This window comes from Deinococcus sp. QL22, from assembly GCF_023370075.1.
Taxonomy (GTDB): domain Bacteria; phylum Deinococcota; class Deinococci; order Deinococcales; family Deinococcaceae; genus Deinococcus.
Map to the genome: position 1 here is coordinate 3039648 of NZ_CP097149.1, position 18626 is coordinate 3058273.

The following is an 18626-nucleotide window of genomic DNA, read 5'->3' on the forward strand; positions in this document are numbered from 1 at the left end:
ACTCCTCTGAAATAAGCAGGGCGGGCCAAGCGGGGCGGGAAACGCATTCAGACAGGCAAGGGTACTCCCCGGTTAGGCAGGGCGAATACATCTATCGTTTAGCGAAGGCAGCAGCTTCAGCCGTCCAGCGGATCACGCGCCGCCTCTATCCAGAGGAGCGATGTGAGCAGCAGCACGCACAGCACGAGATGCGGCAATGCCCCGTAGATCAGGCCCACCGGAATGGTCAGGAGCAGCGCGGCGGCCAACAGAAGGCGCACCCAGCCGGGGCCGATGCCCAGAGCGCGGCGGTAAATCACGTCGCCCAGCAGGTAGAGGGTGATACCGAAGGTCAGATTCCAGATGCCGACAGCGTCCGGATGCCCGGTGGGATGGACCACGCCGACCTTCAGGCCCGCCGCGATCAGGATGATGCCGCAGACCATCGCAAAGTGGCCGTAGCCGTAGCCCAGAATCGCCATCCGGCTGCGCTCTTTGGGGTGGGCGTGCAGAAAAATATGTTCGGCACGGGCATCGTCGCGGTGAAAATAAGTCCACCACAGCAGGGCCGACAACATCAGGGCCAGCACGCCGTAACCCAGCAGCGGGCCAGTCAGGGCCAGTTTACCGACGCCGCTGCCCACCGCTACGATGCTTTCTCCCAGCGCAATGATGATGATCAGGCCGTGCCGCTCCACAAAATGGCGGGGGCTGAGTTGAAATTGGCGCTCGCGGCCCAGAAGGGTGCTGGACAACAACGTAGCGACTGCCGCCGCCCAGAGGGGCCAATCGTAGGGGGGATGGACAAACGCGGCGGCCAGTACCAATAACGCCGCGCCGAAATTGTAGGGCGCAATCTGCCAGATGGCCTGGGCACTGCTGTTGTGGGAAGTTTTGAACATCAGAGCGTGGATGCTCGTGACCGTCAACAGGCCCAACGCATACGGCAGCCCACCGCCGTCAAACACCGTCGGAATGCTGAGGGCCATGACAAAAAATCCGCCCATCGCCACAAAAATCAGGCGGCGCTGGCGTTCACCTCCAAATTCGACGTTGCCCCCCAACCATACGTACCCGTCATAAATCCACATCAGGGTCATAAAGACCAGCAGCGCCTTGCCGTAGTCGGCGGGGCCGTGTGGATGCGCCACCAGACTGGTCAACTGGGTCAGGGCAAACACGAACACAAGGTCAAAAAACAGTTCTATGGTGCCCACACGCTGCACGGGGGCTCCGGCTTCCTCAGAAGGAACGAGCGAGCTGGGTAGATCGGACTGGGTGGTCATTCCTGTCAGCCTACGGCAAGTCAGGTCTTTTCTATTGGGCTGATGTATGCAAGAAGGCTTCAGGTTGGCAGTGTTTGGCGACGTTCACGGCAATCTGCCCGCCCTGACAGCGGCGCTGACCGATTTCTTCCGGCTTCACTCGGATTAGAGGTCAAGAAAACACGGCGTTCAATCCACGTTCGTATCACGCGCCGCCTCTACCCACAGCAGCGACGTGAGCAGGAACACACAAAGCACAAGATGCGGAAGCGCTCCATACATCAGGCCTATCGGAATGGTCAGGAGCAGCACGGCAGCCAAACCGAAGCGCGCCCAACCGGGATCGATACCCACGATTCGGCGGTAGATCACATCTCCAACCAGGTACAGGCTGGTGCCAAAGGTCAGATTCCAGATGCCGATGGCGTCCGGATGCCCCGTGGGGTGGGCTACCCCAACCTTCAGGCCCACCGCGATCAGGATGATGCCGGTAATCATGACAAAATGGCCGTACCCGTACCCCATGACCGCTACACGCATGCGCTGAGCGGCATTGGCACGCAAAAAAGCATGTTCGGCGCGGGCATCGTCGCGGTGAAAATAAGTCAACCACAACAGGGCCGACAGCATCAGGGCCAGCACACTGTAAGTCAGCAGCGGGCCAGTCAGGGCCAACTCGCCTACGCCGCTTCCCACCGCCACGATGCTTTCTCCCAGCGCAATGATAATCAAAAGGCTGTGCCGCTCTACAAAATGTTGGGGGTTGAGTTGAAAACTACGTTCGCGTCTCAAAATGATGGTGGAGACCAGCGTGACGATTGCCGCCACCCAAATGAGCCAATCGTAGGGCGCAGAGACGAACGCGGCAGCCAAGACCAGTAACGCCGCGCCGACATGAAAGCCCGCCAACTGCCAGACAACCCGAGCACTGCTGTTATGCGTTGTTCTGAACAGCCAGATGTGAAGGGCAGTGACGGCGAGCATTCCGAGCGCGTAGGGAACACCGCCGGCACCGAACACGGTGGGAATGCTGAGGGCCATGATAAAAAATCCGCCCATCGCCACAAAAATCAGGCGGCGTTGCCTTCCTGCACCGAATTCGACGTTGCCGCCCAACCACACGTATCCGTTGTAAATCCACATGAGGGTCAAGAAGACCAGCAGCGCCTTGCCGTAGTCGGCGGGGCCGTATGGGTGCGCTACCAATCTGGTCAATTGGGTCAGGGCGAAGACGAAGACGAGATCGAAAAAGAGTTCGATCGTTCTGACACGCTGCATGGGGGTCTCGGTAGGCGTAACTAAAGGAGCCGGGATTACAGACTGAATGGTCATTCTTTCCAGAGTACAAGCAGACGAGATGTTCTCCATTACGCTGATGTATGCAAGAAGGCTTCAGGTTGGCGATATTTGGCGACATCCACGGCAATCTGCCTGCTTTGACGGCGGCACTGACCGATATGGCGCGGCAGGGAGCCGAGGCTCATCTCTGCCTGGGTGATGTGGCGATGGACGGTGCGTGGCCCGCCGAATACATCCAGCGAATTGCGGCGCTGGGCTGCCCCGTGGTATGCGGCAACGCTGACCGAATGCTGCTGGAAGCCGCTTAAGCCTTTGTCCCACGCGGTTTTCCAGATGAAGAAAAATTGCACAGCATTGGCGAATGGGCCAGAACACAACTGGGCCGCACCGAATTGGAGTTGTTGCAGACCTACACCGCCCGCACCGAATGGCCCGATCTGCTCTGCTTTCATGGCGGTCCAGAGCGCGACACCGAGGAATTGACGGAGCATACGCCAGAAGCTCGTTTGGAGGAGCTGCGGGCTGGATTCGGGCAGCAGGCGGTATGGATTGGCGGGCATACGCACCAGCCTTTGCACCGTGAATTGGACGGTTGGACGTTGCTGAATCCCGGCAGTGTGGGTCTGCCCTTCCAGAAACGCGGCGACCGCTACGTGAATCTGGCGCGGGCCGAATACCTGATGCTGGAGCGAACGGCGGCGGGCTGGAAACCTACTTTTCACTGGGTGGCCTACGACGTGGCCGATGTGCGGCGCGGCATCCTGAGCCGGGGCCTACCGCACGCGCACTGGCTGGCGCAGGAATGGGTAGACGGAGATGGCTAGACGGCTAAGCACTTTGAAGGTGCGTCCGCCAAACTTGCTAGGCTAGGCCCGATGAGTCTTCACCTGAACGCCCAACCCGGCCAGATTGCCGAAACCGTCCTGTTGCCCGGCGACCCCTTGCGTGCCCAGCACATCGCCGAAACTTTCTTTGAAAACCCTGTGCAGCACAACACCGTGCGCGGCATGTTGGGCTACACCGGAACCTACAAAGGCCAGCCCGTCAGTGTGCAGGGTACGGGCATGGGCATTGCCAGCTCGATGATTTACGTGCATGAACTGATCACGGGCTACGGCTGCAAAAACCTGATCCGGGTAGGCACGGCGGGCAGCTACCAGCCGCATGTGCATGTGCGCGATCTGGTGCTGGCTCAGGCGGCCTGCACCGATTCCAACATCAACAACATCCGCTTTGGGGCCAAAAATTTTGCGCCGATTGCCGATTTCAGCCTGCTGCTGCGGGCCTACCAGATCGCGCAGGAACGCGGGTTTGCCACGCACGTCGGCAACATCATGAGCAGCGATACCTTTTACCAGGACGAGTTCCAGCAGTTTCAGCAGTGGGCCGATTTTGGTGTCTTGGCGGTAGAAATGGAAGCCGCCGGACTGTATACACTGGCCGCCAAACACGGCGTACGGGCGCTGACTATTCTGACCATCAGCGACCACCTGATTACCCACGAGGAAACTACGGCTGACGAACGCCAACTGACCTTTAACGGCATGATCGAAGTGGCGCTGGACGCCGCGCTGGGGCTGGAGACGGAAGGCAAGCAGGGCTGAAGTTCCAGTTGGAAGAGGGGCTGTAAATCATCTGCATCCCCTCTTCGCGGTTCTAAAAAGAAAGACCCTGAACGCACCGCTTGGCCCCGCGTTCAGGAATTTTTGGCGCACTCAGTACCCGTACTCCTCCGGCTCGGCGGAGAAAGTAAAGTGGGTCAGGATGCTGTAGCCCAGCGCCGTAGCCGCGTCGTTGCGGTTGCCCAAGGTAAGCATGATGGCTTTGCCCAGCGTGTCATAGCGGTTCAGGGTAGCGGCCCACTCAGTTGGATTAAATCTCACGTAGTCTTCGTCGGGGCCGGGTTTATAGGCCCTCTGAAGCTTGATGTACTTGGCCTGATCTGCTTTGGCGTGCGCGATCACTTTGGCGTAATGCTGACCTGTGGGTGCGCCCAGCGTGCTGCGGGCCAGCGCCCCAAGACTCGCCAATTGTTCCTCTAACCCCGGATACATGCGCGGCACTTGGTGAAAATACATCGTGCCGCCGCCCGCCCGGATTCCGGCCAATTGGCCCTCTATGGCCCTCATTTCGCGGTATTGCTTGCGGAGGGTTTGCAATCTGGCCCGCAGTTGCGGTTGCGTCGCCAAGTCTCTATCTAACTTGGCAGCGCGGCACTGCGCCCAGTTGTAGCTGGATTCGTCCTGACTCGCCTCGTTCCAAGTGGTCAGGGTCAGCAGATCGTAGGTGGCCGGGTCTACGGCGTTGGCCAGCGCACAGTTGGCGGGCGTCTGTACATCCGAAGCCTGTGCAGCCGGAGTTTGGGCCTGTACAGGAGCAGCGGCGAACATCAGCAGGGCGGCACCGAGCAGAACTCGCTTGGAAGGCATGGGAAAAGTGTAGATCAGGGATCGCGAGGCTGGGTCAGCCGAACGTGGCTGGATCAAGCTCTGACTTTGGCAAGACTAGGCCCGCTGAGTCCCGCCTCTGTCCACTTTGACCGGACTTCACGCCATTCTTCCCCGATTCCCTCAATCCAAGCGGCGCATCCGGGCAATGAAAAAGCCGTCTATGCCTTGTTCGGGCACGGTCAGCACGCCTGCTCCGGCGGGGACAGTAGGTACCTGCAGGTCGGGCAACGGGTCGGGCACAAAGTCCGAGTGGGCGGCCAAAAATCCGGCGATGATGTCCTGGCCTTCTTCCGGCATGACCGAGCAGACCGAATACACCAGCACACCGCCCGGCGCGACGACAGCGGCGGCCTGGGGCAGCATCCGGGCTTGCAGGGCCGCCATTTGCGCTCCAGCCTGAGCGGTCAGGCGCAACTTGATTTCGGGATGAGAACGCAGAGTGCCGCTGCCCGTGCAGGGCGCGTCCAGCAGCACCAGCGCAGCGGGCGGCAAGTCCAGTGGCATGGTCAAGTCGTGCGTGATGAAGTCGGCGCTGAGGCCGAGGCGTTCCAGGTTGGTGCGGGCCGCGTCATGCTTGTGGGGCATCACGTCCACGCTGGTCACGCTGGCCCCGCGTGCCGCCAGCATTGCCGCCTTGATGCCCATGCCGCCCGCCAAATCCAGCACCCGCACGCCGTCCACATCGCCCAGCGCGTCCACGCAGGCCAGGCTGGCCGGGTTGATCGGCTGCGCCTCGCCCTGCACATACGCCGCCGATTCGCGCAGGGGGCGGGCCAAGGCCACGCGCCGCACACTGTTGGGGCCGGGAAATACTTCGCTGCCTTCCTCTTCCAGCAGCCTCTCCCCCGTTTCCGACAGGCTCAGCCAGAGGGGTTGCGGCGTCAGCAGATCGGCCATGACGGAATCGGCATGGTCGCCAAACGCAGACTTGTAGACCCCAATCAGCCACGCGGGAAGGGCGGTGCGGGTTTCGTCGGTTTCGGGCGGGAGGGCCACGCGGCGCAGCACGGCATTCACGAGTGCAGGCGGCGCAAAACGGGCGTCTCGCGCCAGATTCACGTATTCACTGACCACCGCGTGCGCGGGCGTGCCCAGAATCAGTTTTTCAAAAGCTCCGGCCAGCAGCAAGGCCCGCACTTTGGGATGGGTCTCTTCCGACAGCATCGGCGTCAGCAGCCCTTGAAGGGTGGGCGCGTACCGCAGCGAGCCGTACACGATATGTGTGGCGAGGCCAGAATCGCGTCCGGGTAATTTGGCGGCTTGTAGGGCCGAATCCAGCGCGGAGGCGGCGAACGATTCGCCCGCCAGCACGCGCAGCAGCACCCGCACGGCCAGTTCACGGGCGGGATTGGCCTGGTCGGGGCGTGGGCGAAACTTGTTTGACTGTGACGCCGTGTCGGGTCGGGACGCAGAACTTGCCTCTGACGTGGGGCGGTCAGTCTTTGCCTTACTGGGGTGAGGATGGCGGGAGCGAATCACTCTGCCAGCATACGGCGGAATAGATGAAATGCAGTGAATGCGTCGGGAGAGCAATGGCCTCCTGACCATTGAAGCGGCGCGGCGTGCTGACCAGCTAGGAAAATTGTATTCACTCCAACAAAAACCGTTTTCTCTGACGACAACGTGAAATAAAAGCTAACCCAGGGCCAGGGACTTGTCTTGTCAAGTGACAGGGCGGCACCTATAATGAGGGGCGAACATCCCCGTTCATTCCCCTCAGCGCTGCGTGAGATTTTGGCTCGCGTGCAAAACCCTCCGCAACTGGCTGCATTCTCAGCGTTGCTGGAGCAAGCGGAATACGGTGGCCCTGTTCTCCACTTCATTCGTCTGGTTTTACTGGAAGCGGTTCACCGCCGATCCACCCAAGGAGCATTATGAAGAAAGCCTTGACACTGTTGTCTCTCGCCCTGCTGGGCAGCGCCCTGACCTCTCAGGCTGGCGCGGCCACCCTCACCGTCTGGACCCACTTTGGCGGCCCCGAACTGGCATGGCTCAAGTCTCAGGCTGCCGACTTCACCAAGAAGACGGGCACCCAGATTTCGCTCGTCAGCGTGCCCTTCGACAACATTCCTGACAAGTTCATTCAGAGTGCGCCCAAGGGCCAAGGCCCCGACGTCGTGGTGACGCTGCCCCAAGACCGCCTGGGCCAGTTGGCCGCTGCCGGTGTTGTGGAGCCGATGGACAAGTACGTGACCAGCCGCACTGATTTTGACAAGACCGCACTGACGGCCATGACCTACAAGGGCAAGCTGTTTGGCCTGCCTATGTTCGCCGAAAGCGTGGCGCTGGTGTACAACAAGAAGCTCATCCCTACCGCGCCCACCACCTGGAACGCCTTCCTTGCAGCGGCCCAGAAGAACACTGGCAATGGTAAGTTCGGCTTCCTCGCCGACCTGAGCAACGCCTACATGAACTACGGCGTGGTCAGCGCTTACGGCGGCTACGTGTTCAAAAACACCAGTGGCACCCTGAACCCCAAAGACATCGGCCTTGCCAACGCCGGAGCCGAAAAAGCCAGCGCGTTCCTGAACGACCTGCGCTACAAGTACAACCTCGTACCCGAGGGTGTAGACGGCGGCGCAGCCAAGAGTGCGTTCGTCGACGGACGCCTCGCCATGTTGCTCACCGGCCCCTGGGACATCGGCGACATCAAAAAAGCAGGCATCGACTACGGGATCGCCGCCTTCCCCACCCCTCCCGGCGCAACCGGCAAGTGGAGCCCCTTCGTGGGTGTGCAGGGCACCATGATCAACGCCTACGGTAAGCAGAAGGCCGCTTCGGCGCAGTTTGCCAAGCAGATCTCTTCCAGCACCGCGCAGGTCAGCTTTAACAAGGCCGGGGGCCGTATTCCCATCAGCCTCAGCGCCCGCACCAAACTGAAGTCCGACCCCGTGGTGGCAGGCTTCGGCAAGACCATCAGCATGGGCACTCCTATGCCCAACATTGTGGAAATGGGGAGCGTGTGGGGGCCTTGGAGCGCCGCGATTGCCCAGAGCGTGCAAAAGCCCAACCAGAACTACTCGCAGATTCTGGACAAAGCCGTTTCCGAAATTAACAGCAACATCAAGTAAAGTCAGACCTTTTGAATGAGAACGGACAGGCCATAGACGCCTGTCCGTTCTCATTGCTCCGGCTGTGCACCATCAAACGAGTGCAAAGAACAGCTGGCTAGGTCAATGCTGAGGCCACCCGCCCACAGAGTTGCAGTCAATTCAGATGACGCCCACAATAGGGCGCACTTGACACCAAGTTTTTTAAGGAGGTTTTAGAACCGATGACCACGTCCCTGCCTCTTCCTGCCAAACGCACCACTGTTCCCCCGGAGGGAACCCGCGGCGTACTGATCGCCATTTTGGTGCTGACGGTGTTACTGGGCGGCGCGGCCCTGATCGGCTGGCTGCTGGCGAGTGTTACGGCCCGCGCCCTGCCTGACGCCCCCCCGTACATGATTCTGGTGTACACCCTGGGCGCACTGCTCGTGCTGACGCCTATTACGGGGCGGCTGGTGCCATGGATCGTCAACTGGTTTTACCTGTTTCCGGCGCTGGTGTTCGTGATCGCCTTTACGGTGCTGCCCATCATCCTGACCGTCAATTACGCCTTTACCAACTACAGCGGCCAGAACAGCGGCAACCCGGATTCGGGTGTCAGAACAGCGGCGACGCTGAGCGCAGACCGCCGCGTGGTCACTCTGGGCGAAACGCCGGAAGCCGATTCGGTGCAGGCCTATCTGCGTTGCCGGGCGGCCACCTGTGTGGGCGATACCCTGGTGCTGCTGGACGAGGACGCTTCGTCGCCTGTGCGGGCGCGGATTGCCAGCATTCAGGGCAACAGCGTGACGCTGACGGCCCCCGTTGCCGCCGGATTCGCGCTGGCCGACGTGACCCGCATCAACCGCATCGAGCGCGTGGGCCTCGCCAACTTTCAGGAAATTTTTTCCAAGGCCAGCAGTGCGCTGTGGCCTGTCTTCCTGTGGACAATCATCTTTGCCTTTTCGACTGTAGTCATCAACGGTCTGGCGGGCCTGATTCTGGGCATCTTGCTCTACAACAAGCGTCTGAAGGGCCGCAACATCTACCGCACGTTGCTGTTCTTGCCGTGGGCCATTCCCGCCGTCATCAGCGTGCAGATGTGGGTGGCGCTGTACAACCAGCAATTCGGCATCGTGAATAAGGCGCTGGGGCTGCTGGGCTTTGCCGCCGTGCCCTGGCTCAACGATCCACTGTGGGCCAAAGTCTCTATTCTGCTGGTCAACCTGTGGCTGGGCTTTCCCTACATGATGACCGCCACCATCAGCGCTCTGGCCACCATCAACGAAGACTTGTACGAAGCTGCCTCCATCGACGGCGCGAGCCGCTGGCAGCAAATCCAGTCCATCACCCTGCCTCTGCTGCGAACGGCTTTTACCCCGATTCTGCTGTCGGGCTTTGCCTTCAACTTCAACAATTTCGGCATTATTTATCTGCTCACGGCGGGCGGCCCGGCTCAGGAAGGCCGCGAAAGCACCGCGCAGAGTACGGACATTTTGCTGTCTTGGGGCTATAACACTGCTTTTGCCAGTGCAGGCGGCCAGAATTATGCCCTGGCCAGTGCCATTGCCCTGATCATCTTTTTCCTGACGCTCGCCATCAGCCTCGTCAACTTTAAGGCCGCTGGCGTGTTCGAGGAGGCCCGCAAATGACTGCCCTTCCGACTCCCCAAAATCTGCCGCCCGGTGGGTACGTGCACAAGGAACCGAGCGCACTGCGCCGCGCCGCGCCCTGGCTGGTGGCCGCTGCTGTCGTCATCGGCTTTCTCGTGCTGGGCTACTTTTTGGCCCGCAACATGGCGGGCAGGCCCAAAAGTTTCACCATCTATTTTGTAGAAAGAGGCTGGATTCGCTTCCTGCTGTTCCTGCTGGCCGCCAGCGGCGTGTTGGCCCTCACCAGCCTGATCGGGCAGAGAATCGGCATAGCCCGCACCGGGCGCAAAATCAGTTACGCCGCCGTGCTGGGCGATCAACTGACGCACCTGTTCCTGATGCTGGTCGTGCTGACTGCCATCTATCCACTGCTGTACGTGCTGATTGCGGCCTTCGACCCCCGCAATAGCCTGTTCGCCTTCCCCAATTTCTCTGACCCCAACATCTTGTACCGCTCTGGTTTGCTGCCCAATTTGCAGGTGCTCAGCTTTGAAAACTACGCCGCACTGTTCGACGGTGTAACTATTCCGGGCTGGCAACTGGTCTTGGCCGGGATCGTGGGCGCGGCCCTGACCGCCCTGCTGATTCTGGCCATCATCGGCAGAGTGGGCCGCGAGAGCGAACGCCTGACGCAGGCGCGGGCCTGGGCCATGCGTGCTCTGATCGCCGCACTCGCCCTGCTGGTCATCTTTATGGTGCCCTCGCAGTTTACGGGGCAAGGCAATGAGAGCAAATTCCTGCTGTCGGTACGCAACACGCTACTAGTGTCGGGCGTCACGGGCTTCCTGGCGATTGTTCTCAGTACCACCGCAGGCTACGCGATGGCCCGTCTGCGCTTTCCAGGCCGGTTCCAGATGCTGCTGTTTTTTATCTTTATTCAGATGTTCCCAGTCTTCCTGGCGCTGGTGGCCGTGTACACCCTGATGGTCATTCTGGGTCTCGTCAACACCTTTACGGGCCTGATTCTGGCGTACTCTGGCGGCGCGATTGCCTTCAACACCTGGATTTTCAAGGGCTATGTGGAAAGCCTGCCGGAGTCGCTGGAAGAAGCCGCGATGGTGGACGGCGCGACCCGCTGGCAAACGTTCTTACAGGTGGTCTTGCCCCTGTCGGGCGGCATTCTGGTCTTCATTTTCCTGAACCAATTTATCGGCACCTACGCCGAATTCATTCTGGCAAGCATCCTGCTGACGGGCGTGGATCAGTGGACGGTGGGCGTGATGCTCCGCAGCTTTACCACCGGGCAATTCAGTACCAAGTGGGGCATCTTTTCGGCCGCCGCTACCCTGGGTGCGCTTCCGATTATTGCCCTCTTCTACGGTTTCCAGGGCTACTTCGTGGGCGGAACCGTATCCGGCGGCGTGAAGGAATAGGAATAATCCAACCCGTTTGAATGCCGAAAAAGCAGGCTCCCCAAGTCACCGGGGAGCCTGCTTCTGTGGTTGTATCTGTTACAGGTGCTTACGCTTTGGCCGTCAGGCGGTCAATAGTGGCGCGTACCGAAATGGGGAACTCGGTGTCGAAATCCAACGTCAGGAACGACATTTCAGGGTAACGGCGCAGGGTTTCCGAAGACGGCGTCTCTTCGGTGATCTGCTGCCAGCCAACCGCCAGGGCGTACACATGCACGATGATCTTGAGGGTCAGGTCGGGCTCGAAGGGCATCTGGGCAATGACTTCTTGCAGCATCCGGCGCACGTCGCGCTTGAAGTTCAGGGTCAGTTCGGGGCGCACATTGCGCTCCAGTACCGTGCCCAGCAAGATCAACAGGCGGCGCAGGGCCTCATAGCCTTTAGAAGAATCGATGATGACATCGGCAACGTCATTGGGCGTTTTGGGCTGGCGCTCGGCCAACATGCCGGTCAGGTGTGCCAGCCACTGCTGCAGATGCTCGGTCAGCAGGGCCAGGAACAATTCTTCTTTGGTATCGAAGTACAGATACAGGGTGCCTTTGGCAAGTTTGGCCTCACGTGCCACCTGGTTCATGCTCAGGTCAGCGTAAGGCGTATTCGTCCAGAGACGTTCGGCGGCACGGAGGATATCGTCGCGTCGCTGAGATTTTTCTTCAGGGCTACGCGCACGGGCGGGACGGGGAGTTTCGCTGACCACGAGTCAGACCTTATCCTTTTAACTGTCCAGTTGGCTGTGAACTCATTCACGGTTCACTTAACCGGTTGTTCAATTAAATAGGCTACCGCAGGACTAAAAACGTACCCTCACAGGTGATCTGCTATTCAAATCTGCTGTGAGAAATATGTGCATGATAGTTCAGCATCAAGCAAAATGACGTTGAGGCGCTTGTCTGACCAGAATGTCTGAATAAAGTTCCAATGTAAAGCGGTTGCTTCACGTGCGTTGACGGAACTCCTACACCCCCAATTGGGGGATGCTCTACTTTCGCGCCTCTACTACTTACGCCAATCCACACGCCCGCTGAAGTAGCAAGTGCAATTCGTCGCGCCCCAAACGCCGGGGCACAAGTGCCAACTGGGCAGGCAAGGTGCTCAGTCCGGGCACGGTAGGCAGATAGCGGAACTCAGGACGAACGATCAGGTCGCGGCCAGCCGTCAGGGCCACCACAAAATTCAGTTGCAGTTCAAAGTGTGCGTTCAGTTCGGCCCGCAGTGGGTCGGCGTCACCTGACAGGAGGGCCAGCAGCGCCGGATGGGTTTCGAAGCCGTCTTCGAGTTGACTGAGTAACCGGGCCGTATCGAGGAACAGGGCCGCACCCGGCAGCGCATACCCGGCGATTCGGCGGCGGCATAGGTCGGGCGAATCGCCGCGCACAATACTGATGTCCCGGCCTGACCGCAGCGCACCGCCCAGCAACCCCCACAGCCTCCCCAGGCTGGAATACCGCGCCAGTTCCACATATCCGGCAGGTTTTGCAGGCAGGGGGAGAGTGGGCCTGTCTGCTTTGGGCAGCGTCATGGAGCGGCAACTGAGGACGAAAAGAGGGGCATACCCCATGCTAGAGGCCCCCCAACCCTCCGCCCCACGCTCTTTAAAGAATGAATGAACAGGCAGACAGCACAATCGCAAGAATTAAAACTTTGTACCGAGTACAAAATATGTCAAACTAAGGGCATGACCTCTCCTGCCAAGGACGCGACGGCTTCCAATCCGATGGCCCCTAATCCGATGGATCTGCTGGCCCAGATTGACCTTCAGGCGCTGGGCAAACTGAGCGGGCGCGTAGACCTGCCTGCCCTGCTGAACGCTGCCTCACGCATGAGCGATGGTCAACTGAAGCAACTGACGCGCATGGTGTCGGGCGACACGGGCAAAAAGGCAGCGTTGCCCACCGCCAACGGCGACTTTTATGGCCTGATGGACACCCTGACGGACGATGAGCGCGAGGTGGCCGCACAGACCAAAGAGTTTATGCACACGCACGTTGCGCCCATCATGAACGAATACTGGAGCCGCGACGAGTTCCCCAAACACCTGATTCCTGAACTGCGGAAGCTAGATTTGTTGCGTAAAATCTGGAACGAGGACGGCACGCGCAAACCCAACGCCACCATTATTGAAGGGCTGGTGACGCTGGAAGCCTGCAAAGTAGACGTCAGTACGGCTGTCTTTTTCGGCGTGCATGCGGGCCTTGCCTTTGCCTCCATCGCGCTGGGCGGCAGCGCCGAGCAAAAAGCCGAATGGCTGCCCAAAATGATGGATCTGGAGACCATCGGTGCTTTCGGCCTGACTGAACCCGAGGGCGGCTCTCAGGTGAGTCAGGGCATGCGAACCACCTGCAAGCGCGACGGCGACGGCTGGATTCTGAACGGCGAGAAAAAGTGGATCGGCAACAGCACCTTCAGTGACCTGACCGTGATCTGGGCACGCGACGTGGACACCCAGGAAGTGCGCGGCTTTATCGTGCGGGCCGGAACGCCGGGCTTCGACGTCAAGAAGATCGAGGGCAAGATCGCCCTGCGGATCGTGGAAAACGGGCACATTACTCTGGAGAACTGCCGGATCGAGGAACGTGACCGCCTGCAAGCCGTGCAAGGTTGGCGCACCACCGCCGACGTGCTGCGCCTGACCCGTGCGGGCGTGGCGTGGCAGGGCGTGGGCTGCGCGATGGGAGCCTACGAACTGGCCCTCACCTACAGCCAGACCCGCAAGCAGTTCGGCAAGCGCATCGGCGAATTTCAACTGATTCAGAATCACCTCGTGCATATGCTCGGCAACGTGACCAGCATGTTTACGCTGTGCCTGCGCCTGTCCTATATGGCAGACCGGGGCGAGATGAACGACGAACACGCCGCACTTGCCAAGGTGTTTACCGCCGCCCGCTGCCGCGAAACGGTGGCCTTTGCCCGCGAAACCTTCGGTGGCAACGGCATCCTACTGGAACACGGCGTCGCCAAGCACTTTGCCGACACCGAAGCGATCTACAGCTATGAAGGCACGAACGAGATTAATACGCTGGTGGTGGGGCGGGCGATTACGGGCCTCAGCGCCTTTGTCTAAAAGCCGTGAGTATGGAGTGGTGAGTGGGAAAAGATAAGGGCTGACTGTAGGACGTGGATCGTGGAAAAGGCTAAAAGCCCAAACCATGATCCACGTTTTACGTTCTACTCTCCCCCATTCTCCGCACCCCGTCCCGAATCGCTTCCGGGGGCAAGTGGGCGTACCCCAGCAGTACGGCGGGCGGACGGGGCAGCACGGCCAGTGGGGCAGCGGGCGTGAGAGCCACATCGGCGCGGCGGGCAATGGCCACAGCGTCGGCTTCGGTCAGGTGGGGGGGCAGCGTGACATGTACGTGCAGGCCGGCGCGAGCGGGGGTGGGTTGCCAGCCGGGAAGATGAGCGGCCAACGCTTCCAGCAGCGTGTCGTGGCGGTGGCGAATGTTCTGGCGGGCGCGGCGCAGGTGGCGGGCGTAGGCTCCAGAAGAGAGGATGTCGGCCAGCGCGAGGGCGTCCAGCACACCGGGAGCACGGTCAGTGAGGGGGCGGGTTCCGGCCAGCACGCGCACCACATCGGGCGGGGCCACCAGATAACCGCTGCGGGTCACAGGGGCAAGGCTTTTGCTGAAGCTGCCTAGCAGCAACACCCGGTCAGGCGCGAGGCCCTGCATCACGGCTGGGGGCCGCGCCGTGTGGTGCAGGTCGGCGGCGTAATCATCTTCCAGAATGAAGGCTCCGCAGGCCCGCGCCCAAGCGATCACGGCCTGACTTCGGGCAGCGGGCAGGGCGGCGGTAGTGGGGTACTGACAGCCGGGAGTGACATAGAGCAGCGTGGCGTGTGCGGGCAATGCCGCTGGATCGATGCCCTGCTCATCAACGGGGACGGGTAACAATGTGGCTCCGGTGGCGGCGAGGGCGGCCCGCGCTCCCGGATAGGTGGGGTCTTCGGTGGCGGCCACCCGGCCCTCTTCCAAAAATACACGGGCCAGGGCGTCCAGTGCCCATTGCGTGCCGCCCGTCAGCATCAGCATGTCGGGCGTGACCCGCGCGCCGCGTTCGGCATTCAGGTAGGCGGCAAGGGCGCGGCGGGTTTCCAGCGGGCCGAGTTCGTTCAATCCCGGCTCAGTCGGCAAATTAGACGGCAGGCCCAATGAACCCGAACTGGCCTGCCCCGCCCGCCGTGCCAGAGCCAAAGCCCAGGCTCCCGCCGGGTACAAGTCGGGTACAGGTTGGCCCACCCGGAAATCCACCGCGTACACGCCGCCCGCGTCGGTGATTCGGCCTGCGAGGGCGCGGGTGGCCCACGCACTCAGCGGCAACGGGGAGGTGCTGGCAGCAGCAACAGCGGAAGCGGGCGGCACAGCCACACGGGTTCCAGACCGCTCGCCCGCGCTGACGTACCCCTCGGCCTGAAGCTGCGCCAGGGCATCTACCAACGTATTGCGCGACACACCCAACTGCGCGGCCAGTGTGCGGTGTCCGGGCAGCCGTGCTCCCTGCACCAACACGCCGCGCTGCACGGCGTCACGCAGGGTGCGGGCCACGCGGGCGTGCAGTACCTCACCGGGCAGCGTGGGCAACAGGTCGGGGATGGAGGTCATACTGATTCCGATTGAATCCAGTAGTTTAGGGATTCAATTCGAGCAAAGCGAGTCAGAAAGAGTACGGGTGCCGGGAGATGAACGGACAGGCGGTGGCCGTATTGATCAGCAGGGCCGACTGTCCGGGAATCATATGGAGCCCGTATCAAGCCCGCCCGAATTCCCGCGCCAGCCACTCCACCTGGCCGCCCTCCGCCCGCAGTGCCCCACCTGCCACCTCCAAAAAGCGTTCCCGCGCCGCCTCCGCTTCGGCCTGAGTTATGCCATGCGCCGCGGGGTCGGCCAGCAAGGAGCGCAACAGCGGAAACACGGGCGTATCGGCGTGAACAGTGGCGCCTACGGTTACGTCGGCCTGCCATTTCAGCAGAAAATCCAGCGCATACGGCCCCGGCTCCAGCACGCAGCCGCCGGGATACGGAATGCGCTTGGGGGCGGGGAAAGTCACGGAAGCGGTTTGGGTCATGGGGACAGAATGCGCCCAGTCAGGCACGTCTGCAAGCACATTAGCCTCAATCCGTCCAGCCCACGATCAGTGCCAGTTCCAGCCACTTCCAGACCACATCGGCGCGCGCGAATCCGCTTTCACGCAGCCACGCCACTTGATCCCACGCGGGCGCAAGCTGGTTGCTGGGGTCTTCTTTGCCGCCCAGTAGGTCGAGAAAGCGGGTGTGTTCGTGGGCATCCACGCTGGCGACGTGCTCCAAATTCAGCACCAGACCGCCCGGATTCAGCAGGCCGCGCAATTCGGTGTACAGCTCGCGCTTCCGCAGATCAGACAGATAGTGTATGGCAAAGCCGCTGATGATGGCGTCAAAGGTGCCCAGCGGCGGCAAGGGCTGACTCAGGTCGTGGGCCACATAGTCCACCGGAGCGGGCCAAGTGCGGGCGCGGGCGGCATCCAACATGGCCGCAGAATGATCGAGCAAAACGCCTTCTGCACCCGGAAAGCGCGTGTGGGCCAGCGCCAGCAATCGGCCATCGCCGCAGCCGACATCCAGCAGCAACCGCTCGCCCACGTCGCGCTGAGGAATAACATCCTGCATGGCAAGGTAAGCGCAGGCATAGGCCGGGTCGCGGTATTCGGTCATGAAATGTCTCCTCAAGCCTACTTTCATTAATAAATGACCGTAAAGCAATTAATCTTATATTCCAGCTATAGTGGGCAGCGAACTTGTATAGATAAGCTTGAAACGCGCCTATACGATGTGGAAAAAAGGCAATAAGACAAGTAGGGGCGAAAGCTTCCTGCCTCGCCCCGTTCTCGATTCCGACTCTGCTTAGCCAACGCTGGAGTTAACCCACGCTGGGGCTGCCCATCGCGTTCAGCACGGCGCGGGTAAAGGTGCGCGTATCGGCCTTGCCGCCCAGATCGGGTGTGGGATGCTCGCGGAGGGCCAACGCCACAGCGCGGTCAATCTGGTTGGCGGCGTCGCTACGCTTGAGGCCGTGCCGCAGCAACATTCCGGCGCTCATGATGGCCGCGGCGGGGTTGGCAATCCCCTTTCCGGCAATGTCGGGGGCGCTGCCGTGAATCGGCTCGAACAGGCCCGCGCCGTCGCCTAGGCTGGCGCTGGGCATCAGGCCGAGGCTACCGGGAATCACGGCGGCGAGGTCGGACAGGATGTCGCCAAACAGGTTTTCGGTGACGATCACGTCGTAGCGGCTGGGGTCGGACACGATCAGCATGGCGACGCTATCCACGTATTCATGGTTCAGGTGGATATTGCGGTAGTCGCGGTCACGCAGCGCCGTCACGTCGCGCCGCCACAGTTCACTGACTTCCAGCACGTTGGCTTTGTCTACGCTGGTCACTCGGCCCCGGCGCTGTTCGGCGGCCCAGAACGCCACTTTCGCCACGCGCTCCACTTCGGCGGTGGTGTAGCGCATGGTGTTGTAGGCGGTATCGCCCTCGATCTTGCGGTCTTGGTCGAAGTACACGCCGCCCAACAGTTCGCGCACGATCAGAATGTCCACGCCGCGCGCCAAATCAGGCTTGAGGGGGCTGAGATGCTCCAGCCCCGGCTGCACGCGCACAGGCCGCAGGTTGGCGTAGCAGCCCAGCAATTTCCGCAGCGCCAGCAGACCACTTTCGGGGCGCATGGGGCGGGGAAGTAGATTCCAGGGGCTGTTGTGTGCGCCGCCGACTGTGCCCAGCAGCACCGCGTCGGCATCGGCCAGCGCGTCACGGGTGATTTGGGGCAACGGGTCGCCGTACTGGTCGTATGCTCCGCCCCCAATGGCGTGTTCTTCAAAGGTCACGTCGGGGGCCACTTCGCGCAGCACTTCCACGGCGGCGGCGGTGACTTCGGGGCCGATGCCGTCGCCGGGCAAAATCACGATTTTAGGCACGGTGCGCCTCCTGTTTGGCTTCTTGGCCGGGGTGTCCATGTCCAGCTTCGGTGCTGGCCGCCTTCAACGTTTCGGCTTCCAGCGCGGCCTGATCGTGGTCGCGCATGTATTCCAGCCAGCCGCCCGCTTTTTGCACGTCCAGCGCGAACTGGGCCACAGGCACGAAGGTCAGCTTCTGGCCCGTGCGGAGATTGGCAATCGTGCCGCCGATCAAATCCAGATCGGCCTCGTCGCCGTCCTCGAAGGCCTCCACGATTCCGGCACATTCCAGCGCCAGAAAGCCGTTGTTGATGGAGTTGCGGTAATAAATGCGGGCGAAGTTGGGGGCAATGACCGCGCCGATGCCCGCGCCGCGTAAGGCCCAGACCGCGTGTTCACGGCTGGAACCACAGCCGAAATCTGCGCCTGCAACGATGATGTCGCCCGGTTGCACCCGCGCCGCGAAGGTCTTGTCGTAATCCTCCATCGCGTACGGGGCCAGTTCGGCTTCCACGTCGGTGGTCAGGTGGCGGGCCGGAATAATCTCATCGGTGTTGATGTGGTCGCGTCCGAAGACATGAACTTTGGGCATGGGGATTCCTTTTGGGGGATTG

Annotated in this window: 18 protein-coding genes; 7 read left to right on the forward strand and 11 right to left on the reverse strand. The window is 61.1% G+C overall.

Features of this window, described 5'->3' with window-relative positions; genetic code table 11:
- Positions 1–116 precede the first annotated feature (116 nt).
- Together M1R55_RS15120 and M1R55_RS15125 are read right to left on the reverse strand one after the other, a co-directional pair.
- The gene (locus M1R55_RS15120; protein WP_249392548.1) at positions 117–1265 is read right to left on the reverse strand and encodes a low temperature requirement protein A; all 1149 of its coding nucleotides are present in this window, start codon (positions 1263–1265) and stop codon (positions 117–119) included.
- Between the two features lie 168 nt (positions 1266–1433).
- Entirely contained in the window at positions 1434–2576 is a 1143-nt protein-coding gene (locus M1R55_RS15125) for a low temperature requirement protein A (protein WP_249392549.1), read from the reverse strand.
- Positions 2577–2623: 47 nt separating this feature from the next.
- On the opposite strand from M1R55_RS15125, the gene M1R55_RS32135 reads away from it, so the two are divergent.
- The 3 genes from M1R55_RS32135 to deoD are packed head-to-tail and all read left to right on the forward strand — an operon-like array spanning position 2624 to position 4147.
- Positions 2624–2851 carry a metallophosphoesterase gene (locus tag M1R55_RS32135; protein ID WP_371827120.1) on the forward strand — a complete coding sequence of 76 codons (228 nt, stop codon included), beginning with the start codon at positions 2624–2626 and terminating at the stop codon, positions 2849–2851.
- A gap of 36 nt (positions 2852–2887) precedes the next feature.
- The gene (locus tag M1R55_RS32140; protein ID WP_371827121.1) at positions 2888–3367 is read left to right on the forward strand and encodes a metallophosphoesterase; all 480 of its coding nucleotides are present in this window, start codon (positions 2888–2890) and stop codon (positions 3365–3367) included.
- A 51-nt stretch (positions 3368–3418) separates the two neighbouring features.
- Positions 3419–4147, forward strand: a complete 729-nt coding sequence (deoD, locus tag M1R55_RS15135) for a purine-nucleoside phosphorylase (RefSeq protein ID WP_249392550.1) — start codon at positions 3419–3421, stop codon at positions 4145–4147.
- A 111-nt stretch (positions 4148–4258) separates the two neighbouring features.
- Here the strand turns inward: deoD and M1R55_RS15140 are convergent, their stop codons facing one another.
- On the reverse strand, positions 4259–4972 hold the full coding sequence (locus M1R55_RS15140; protein ID WP_249392551.1) for a hypothetical protein: 714 nt from the start codon (positions 4970–4972) through the stop codon (positions 4259–4261).
- Between the two features lie 141 nt (positions 4973–5113).
- Positions 5114–6322: an RsmB/NOP family class I SAM-dependent RNA methyltransferase gene (locus tag M1R55_RS15145; RefSeq protein WP_249394235.1), complete on the reverse strand. Its 1209-nt coding sequence runs from the start codon at positions 6320–6322 to the stop codon at positions 5114–5116.
- Positions 6323–6867: 545 nt separating this feature from the next.
- Between M1R55_RS15145 and M1R55_RS15150 the strand changes: the two genes are divergently transcribed.
- The 3 genes from M1R55_RS15150 to M1R55_RS15160 all read left to right on the forward strand — a co-directional run bounded on the left by M1R55_RS15150 (position 6868) and on the right by M1R55_RS15160 (position 11047).
- On the forward strand, positions 6868–8064 hold the full coding sequence (locus M1R55_RS15150; RefSeq protein WP_249392552.1) for a maltose ABC transporter substrate-binding protein: 1197 nt from the start codon (positions 6868–6870) through the stop codon (positions 8062–8064).
- 203 nt (positions 8065–8267) lie between these two features.
- A complete protein-coding gene (locus M1R55_RS15155) occupies positions 8268–9674 on the forward strand; it encodes an ABC transporter permease subunit (protein WP_249392553.1) in 1407 nt (468 codons plus the stop codon).
- Positions 9671–11047 (forward strand): sugar ABC transporter permease, encoded by a 1377-nt coding sequence (locus M1R55_RS15160; RefSeq protein WP_249392554.1) that lies wholly within the window; start codon positions 9671–9673, stop codon positions 11045–11047. The genes M1R55_RS15155 and M1R55_RS15160 overlap by 4 nt, the downstream gene beginning before the upstream one ends.
- Before the next feature lie 88 nt (positions 11048–11135).
- Here M1R55_RS15160 and M1R55_RS15165 read toward each other — a convergent pair whose 3' ends face one another.
- Positions 11136–11783, reverse strand: a complete 648-nt coding sequence (locus M1R55_RS15165) for a TetR/AcrR family transcriptional regulator (RefSeq protein ID WP_249392555.1) — start codon at positions 11781–11783, stop codon at positions 11136–11138.
- A gap of 303 nt (positions 11784–12086) precedes the next feature.
- Positions 12087–12605, reverse strand: a complete 519-nt coding sequence (locus M1R55_RS15170; RefSeq protein ID WP_249392556.1) for a hypothetical protein — start codon at positions 12603–12605, stop codon at positions 12087–12089.
- Positions 12606–12761: 156 nt separating this feature from the next.
- On the opposite strand from M1R55_RS15170, the gene M1R55_RS15175 reads away from it, so the two are divergent.
- Positions 12762–14147 (forward strand): acyl-CoA dehydrogenase family protein, encoded by a 1386-nt coding sequence (locus M1R55_RS15175; RefSeq protein WP_249392557.1) that lies wholly within the window; start codon positions 12762–12764, stop codon positions 14145–14147.
- A 97-nt stretch (positions 14148–14244) separates the two neighbouring features.
- Here M1R55_RS15175 and M1R55_RS15180 read toward each other — a convergent pair whose 3' ends face one another.
- The 5 genes from M1R55_RS15180 to M1R55_RS15200 form a co-directional block, all read right to left on the reverse strand.
- A complete protein-coding gene (locus M1R55_RS15180; protein ID WP_249392558.1) occupies positions 14245–15684 on the reverse strand; it encodes a PLP-dependent aminotransferase family protein in 1440 nt (479 codons plus the stop codon).
- Positions 15685–15829: 145 nt separating this feature from the next.
- The gene (locus M1R55_RS15185) at positions 15830–16147 is read right to left on the reverse strand and encodes a hypothetical protein (protein ID WP_249392559.1); all 318 of its coding nucleotides are present in this window, start codon (positions 16145–16147) and stop codon (positions 15830–15832) included.
- A 46-nt stretch (positions 16148–16193) separates the two neighbouring features.
- A complete protein-coding gene (locus tag M1R55_RS15190) occupies positions 16194–16772 on the reverse strand; it encodes a trans-aconitate 2-methyltransferase (protein WP_249392560.1) in 579 nt (192 codons plus the stop codon).
- A gap of 205 nt (positions 16773–16977) precedes the next feature.
- Positions 16978–18033 (reverse strand): 3-isopropylmalate dehydrogenase, encoded by a 1056-nt coding sequence (gene leuB, locus M1R55_RS15195; protein WP_249392561.1) that lies wholly within the window; start codon positions 18031–18033, stop codon positions 16978–16980.
- Positions 18026–18604 (reverse strand): 3-isopropylmalate dehydratase small subunit, encoded by a 579-nt coding sequence (locus M1R55_RS15200; protein ID WP_249392562.1) that lies wholly within the window; start codon positions 18602–18604, stop codon positions 18026–18028. The genes leuB and M1R55_RS15200 overlap by 8 nt, the downstream gene beginning before the upstream one ends.
- Positions 18605–18626: the final 22 nt, after the last annotated feature.

What these genes read in the sequence shown, in the direction of transcription:
- M1R55_RS32135 (WP_371827120.1), top strand. Translation starts at nt 2,624, where the DNA reads ATGCAAGAAGGCTTCAGGTTGGCGATATTTGGCGACATCCACGGCAAT.
- M1R55_RS15170 (WP_249392556.1), bottom strand. Translation starts at nt 12,605, where the DNA reads ATGACGCTGCCCAAAGCAGACAGGCCCACTCTCCCCCTGCCTGCAAAA.
- M1R55_RS15150 (WP_249392552.1), top strand. Translation starts at nt 6,868, where the DNA reads ATGAAGAAAGCCTTGACACTGTTGTCTCTCGCCCTGCTGGGCAGCGCC.
- M1R55_RS15175 (WP_249392557.1), top strand. Translation starts at nt 12,762, where the DNA reads ATGACCTCTCCTGCCAAGGACGCGACGGCTTCCAATCCGATGGCCCCT.
- M1R55_RS15200 (WP_249392562.1), bottom strand. Translation starts at nt 18,604, where the DNA reads ATGCCCAAAGTTCATGTCTTCGGACGCGACCACATCAACACCGATGAG.
- deoD (WP_249392550.1), top strand. Translation starts at nt 3,419, where the DNA reads ATGAGTCTTCACCTGAACGCCCAACCCGGCCAGATTGCCGAAACCGTC.
- M1R55_RS15160 (WP_249392554.1), top strand. Translation starts at nt 9,671, where the DNA reads ATGACTGCCCTTCCGACTCCCCAAAATCTGCCGCCCGGTGGGTACGTG.
- M1R55_RS15125 (WP_249392549.1), bottom strand. Translation starts at nt 2,576, where the DNA reads ATGACCATTCAGTCTGTAATCCCGGCTCCTTTAGTTACGCCTACCGAG.
- M1R55_RS15185 (WP_249392559.1), bottom strand. Translation starts at nt 16,147, where the DNA reads ATGACCCAAACCGCTTCCGTGACTTTCCCCGCCCCCAAGCGCATTCCG.
- M1R55_RS15120 (WP_249392548.1), bottom strand. Translation starts at nt 1,265, where the DNA reads ATGACCACCCAGTCCGATCTACCCAGCTCGCTCGTTCCTTCTGAGGAA.
- M1R55_RS15140 (WP_249392551.1), bottom strand. Translation starts at nt 4,972, where the DNA reads ATGCCTTCCAAGCGAGTTCTGCTCGGTGCCGCCCTGCTGATGTTCGCC.
- M1R55_RS15180 (WP_249392558.1), bottom strand. Translation starts at nt 15,684, where the DNA reads ATGACCTCCATCCCCGACCTGTTGCCCACGCTGCCCGGTGAGGTACTG.
- M1R55_RS15155 (WP_249392553.1), top strand. Translation starts at nt 8,268, where the DNA reads ATGACCACGTCCCTGCCTCTTCCTGCCAAACGCACCACTGTTCCCCCG.
- M1R55_RS15190 (WP_249392560.1), bottom strand. Translation starts at nt 16,772, where the DNA reads ATGACCGAATACCGCGACCCGGCCTATGCCTGCGCTTACCTTGCCATG.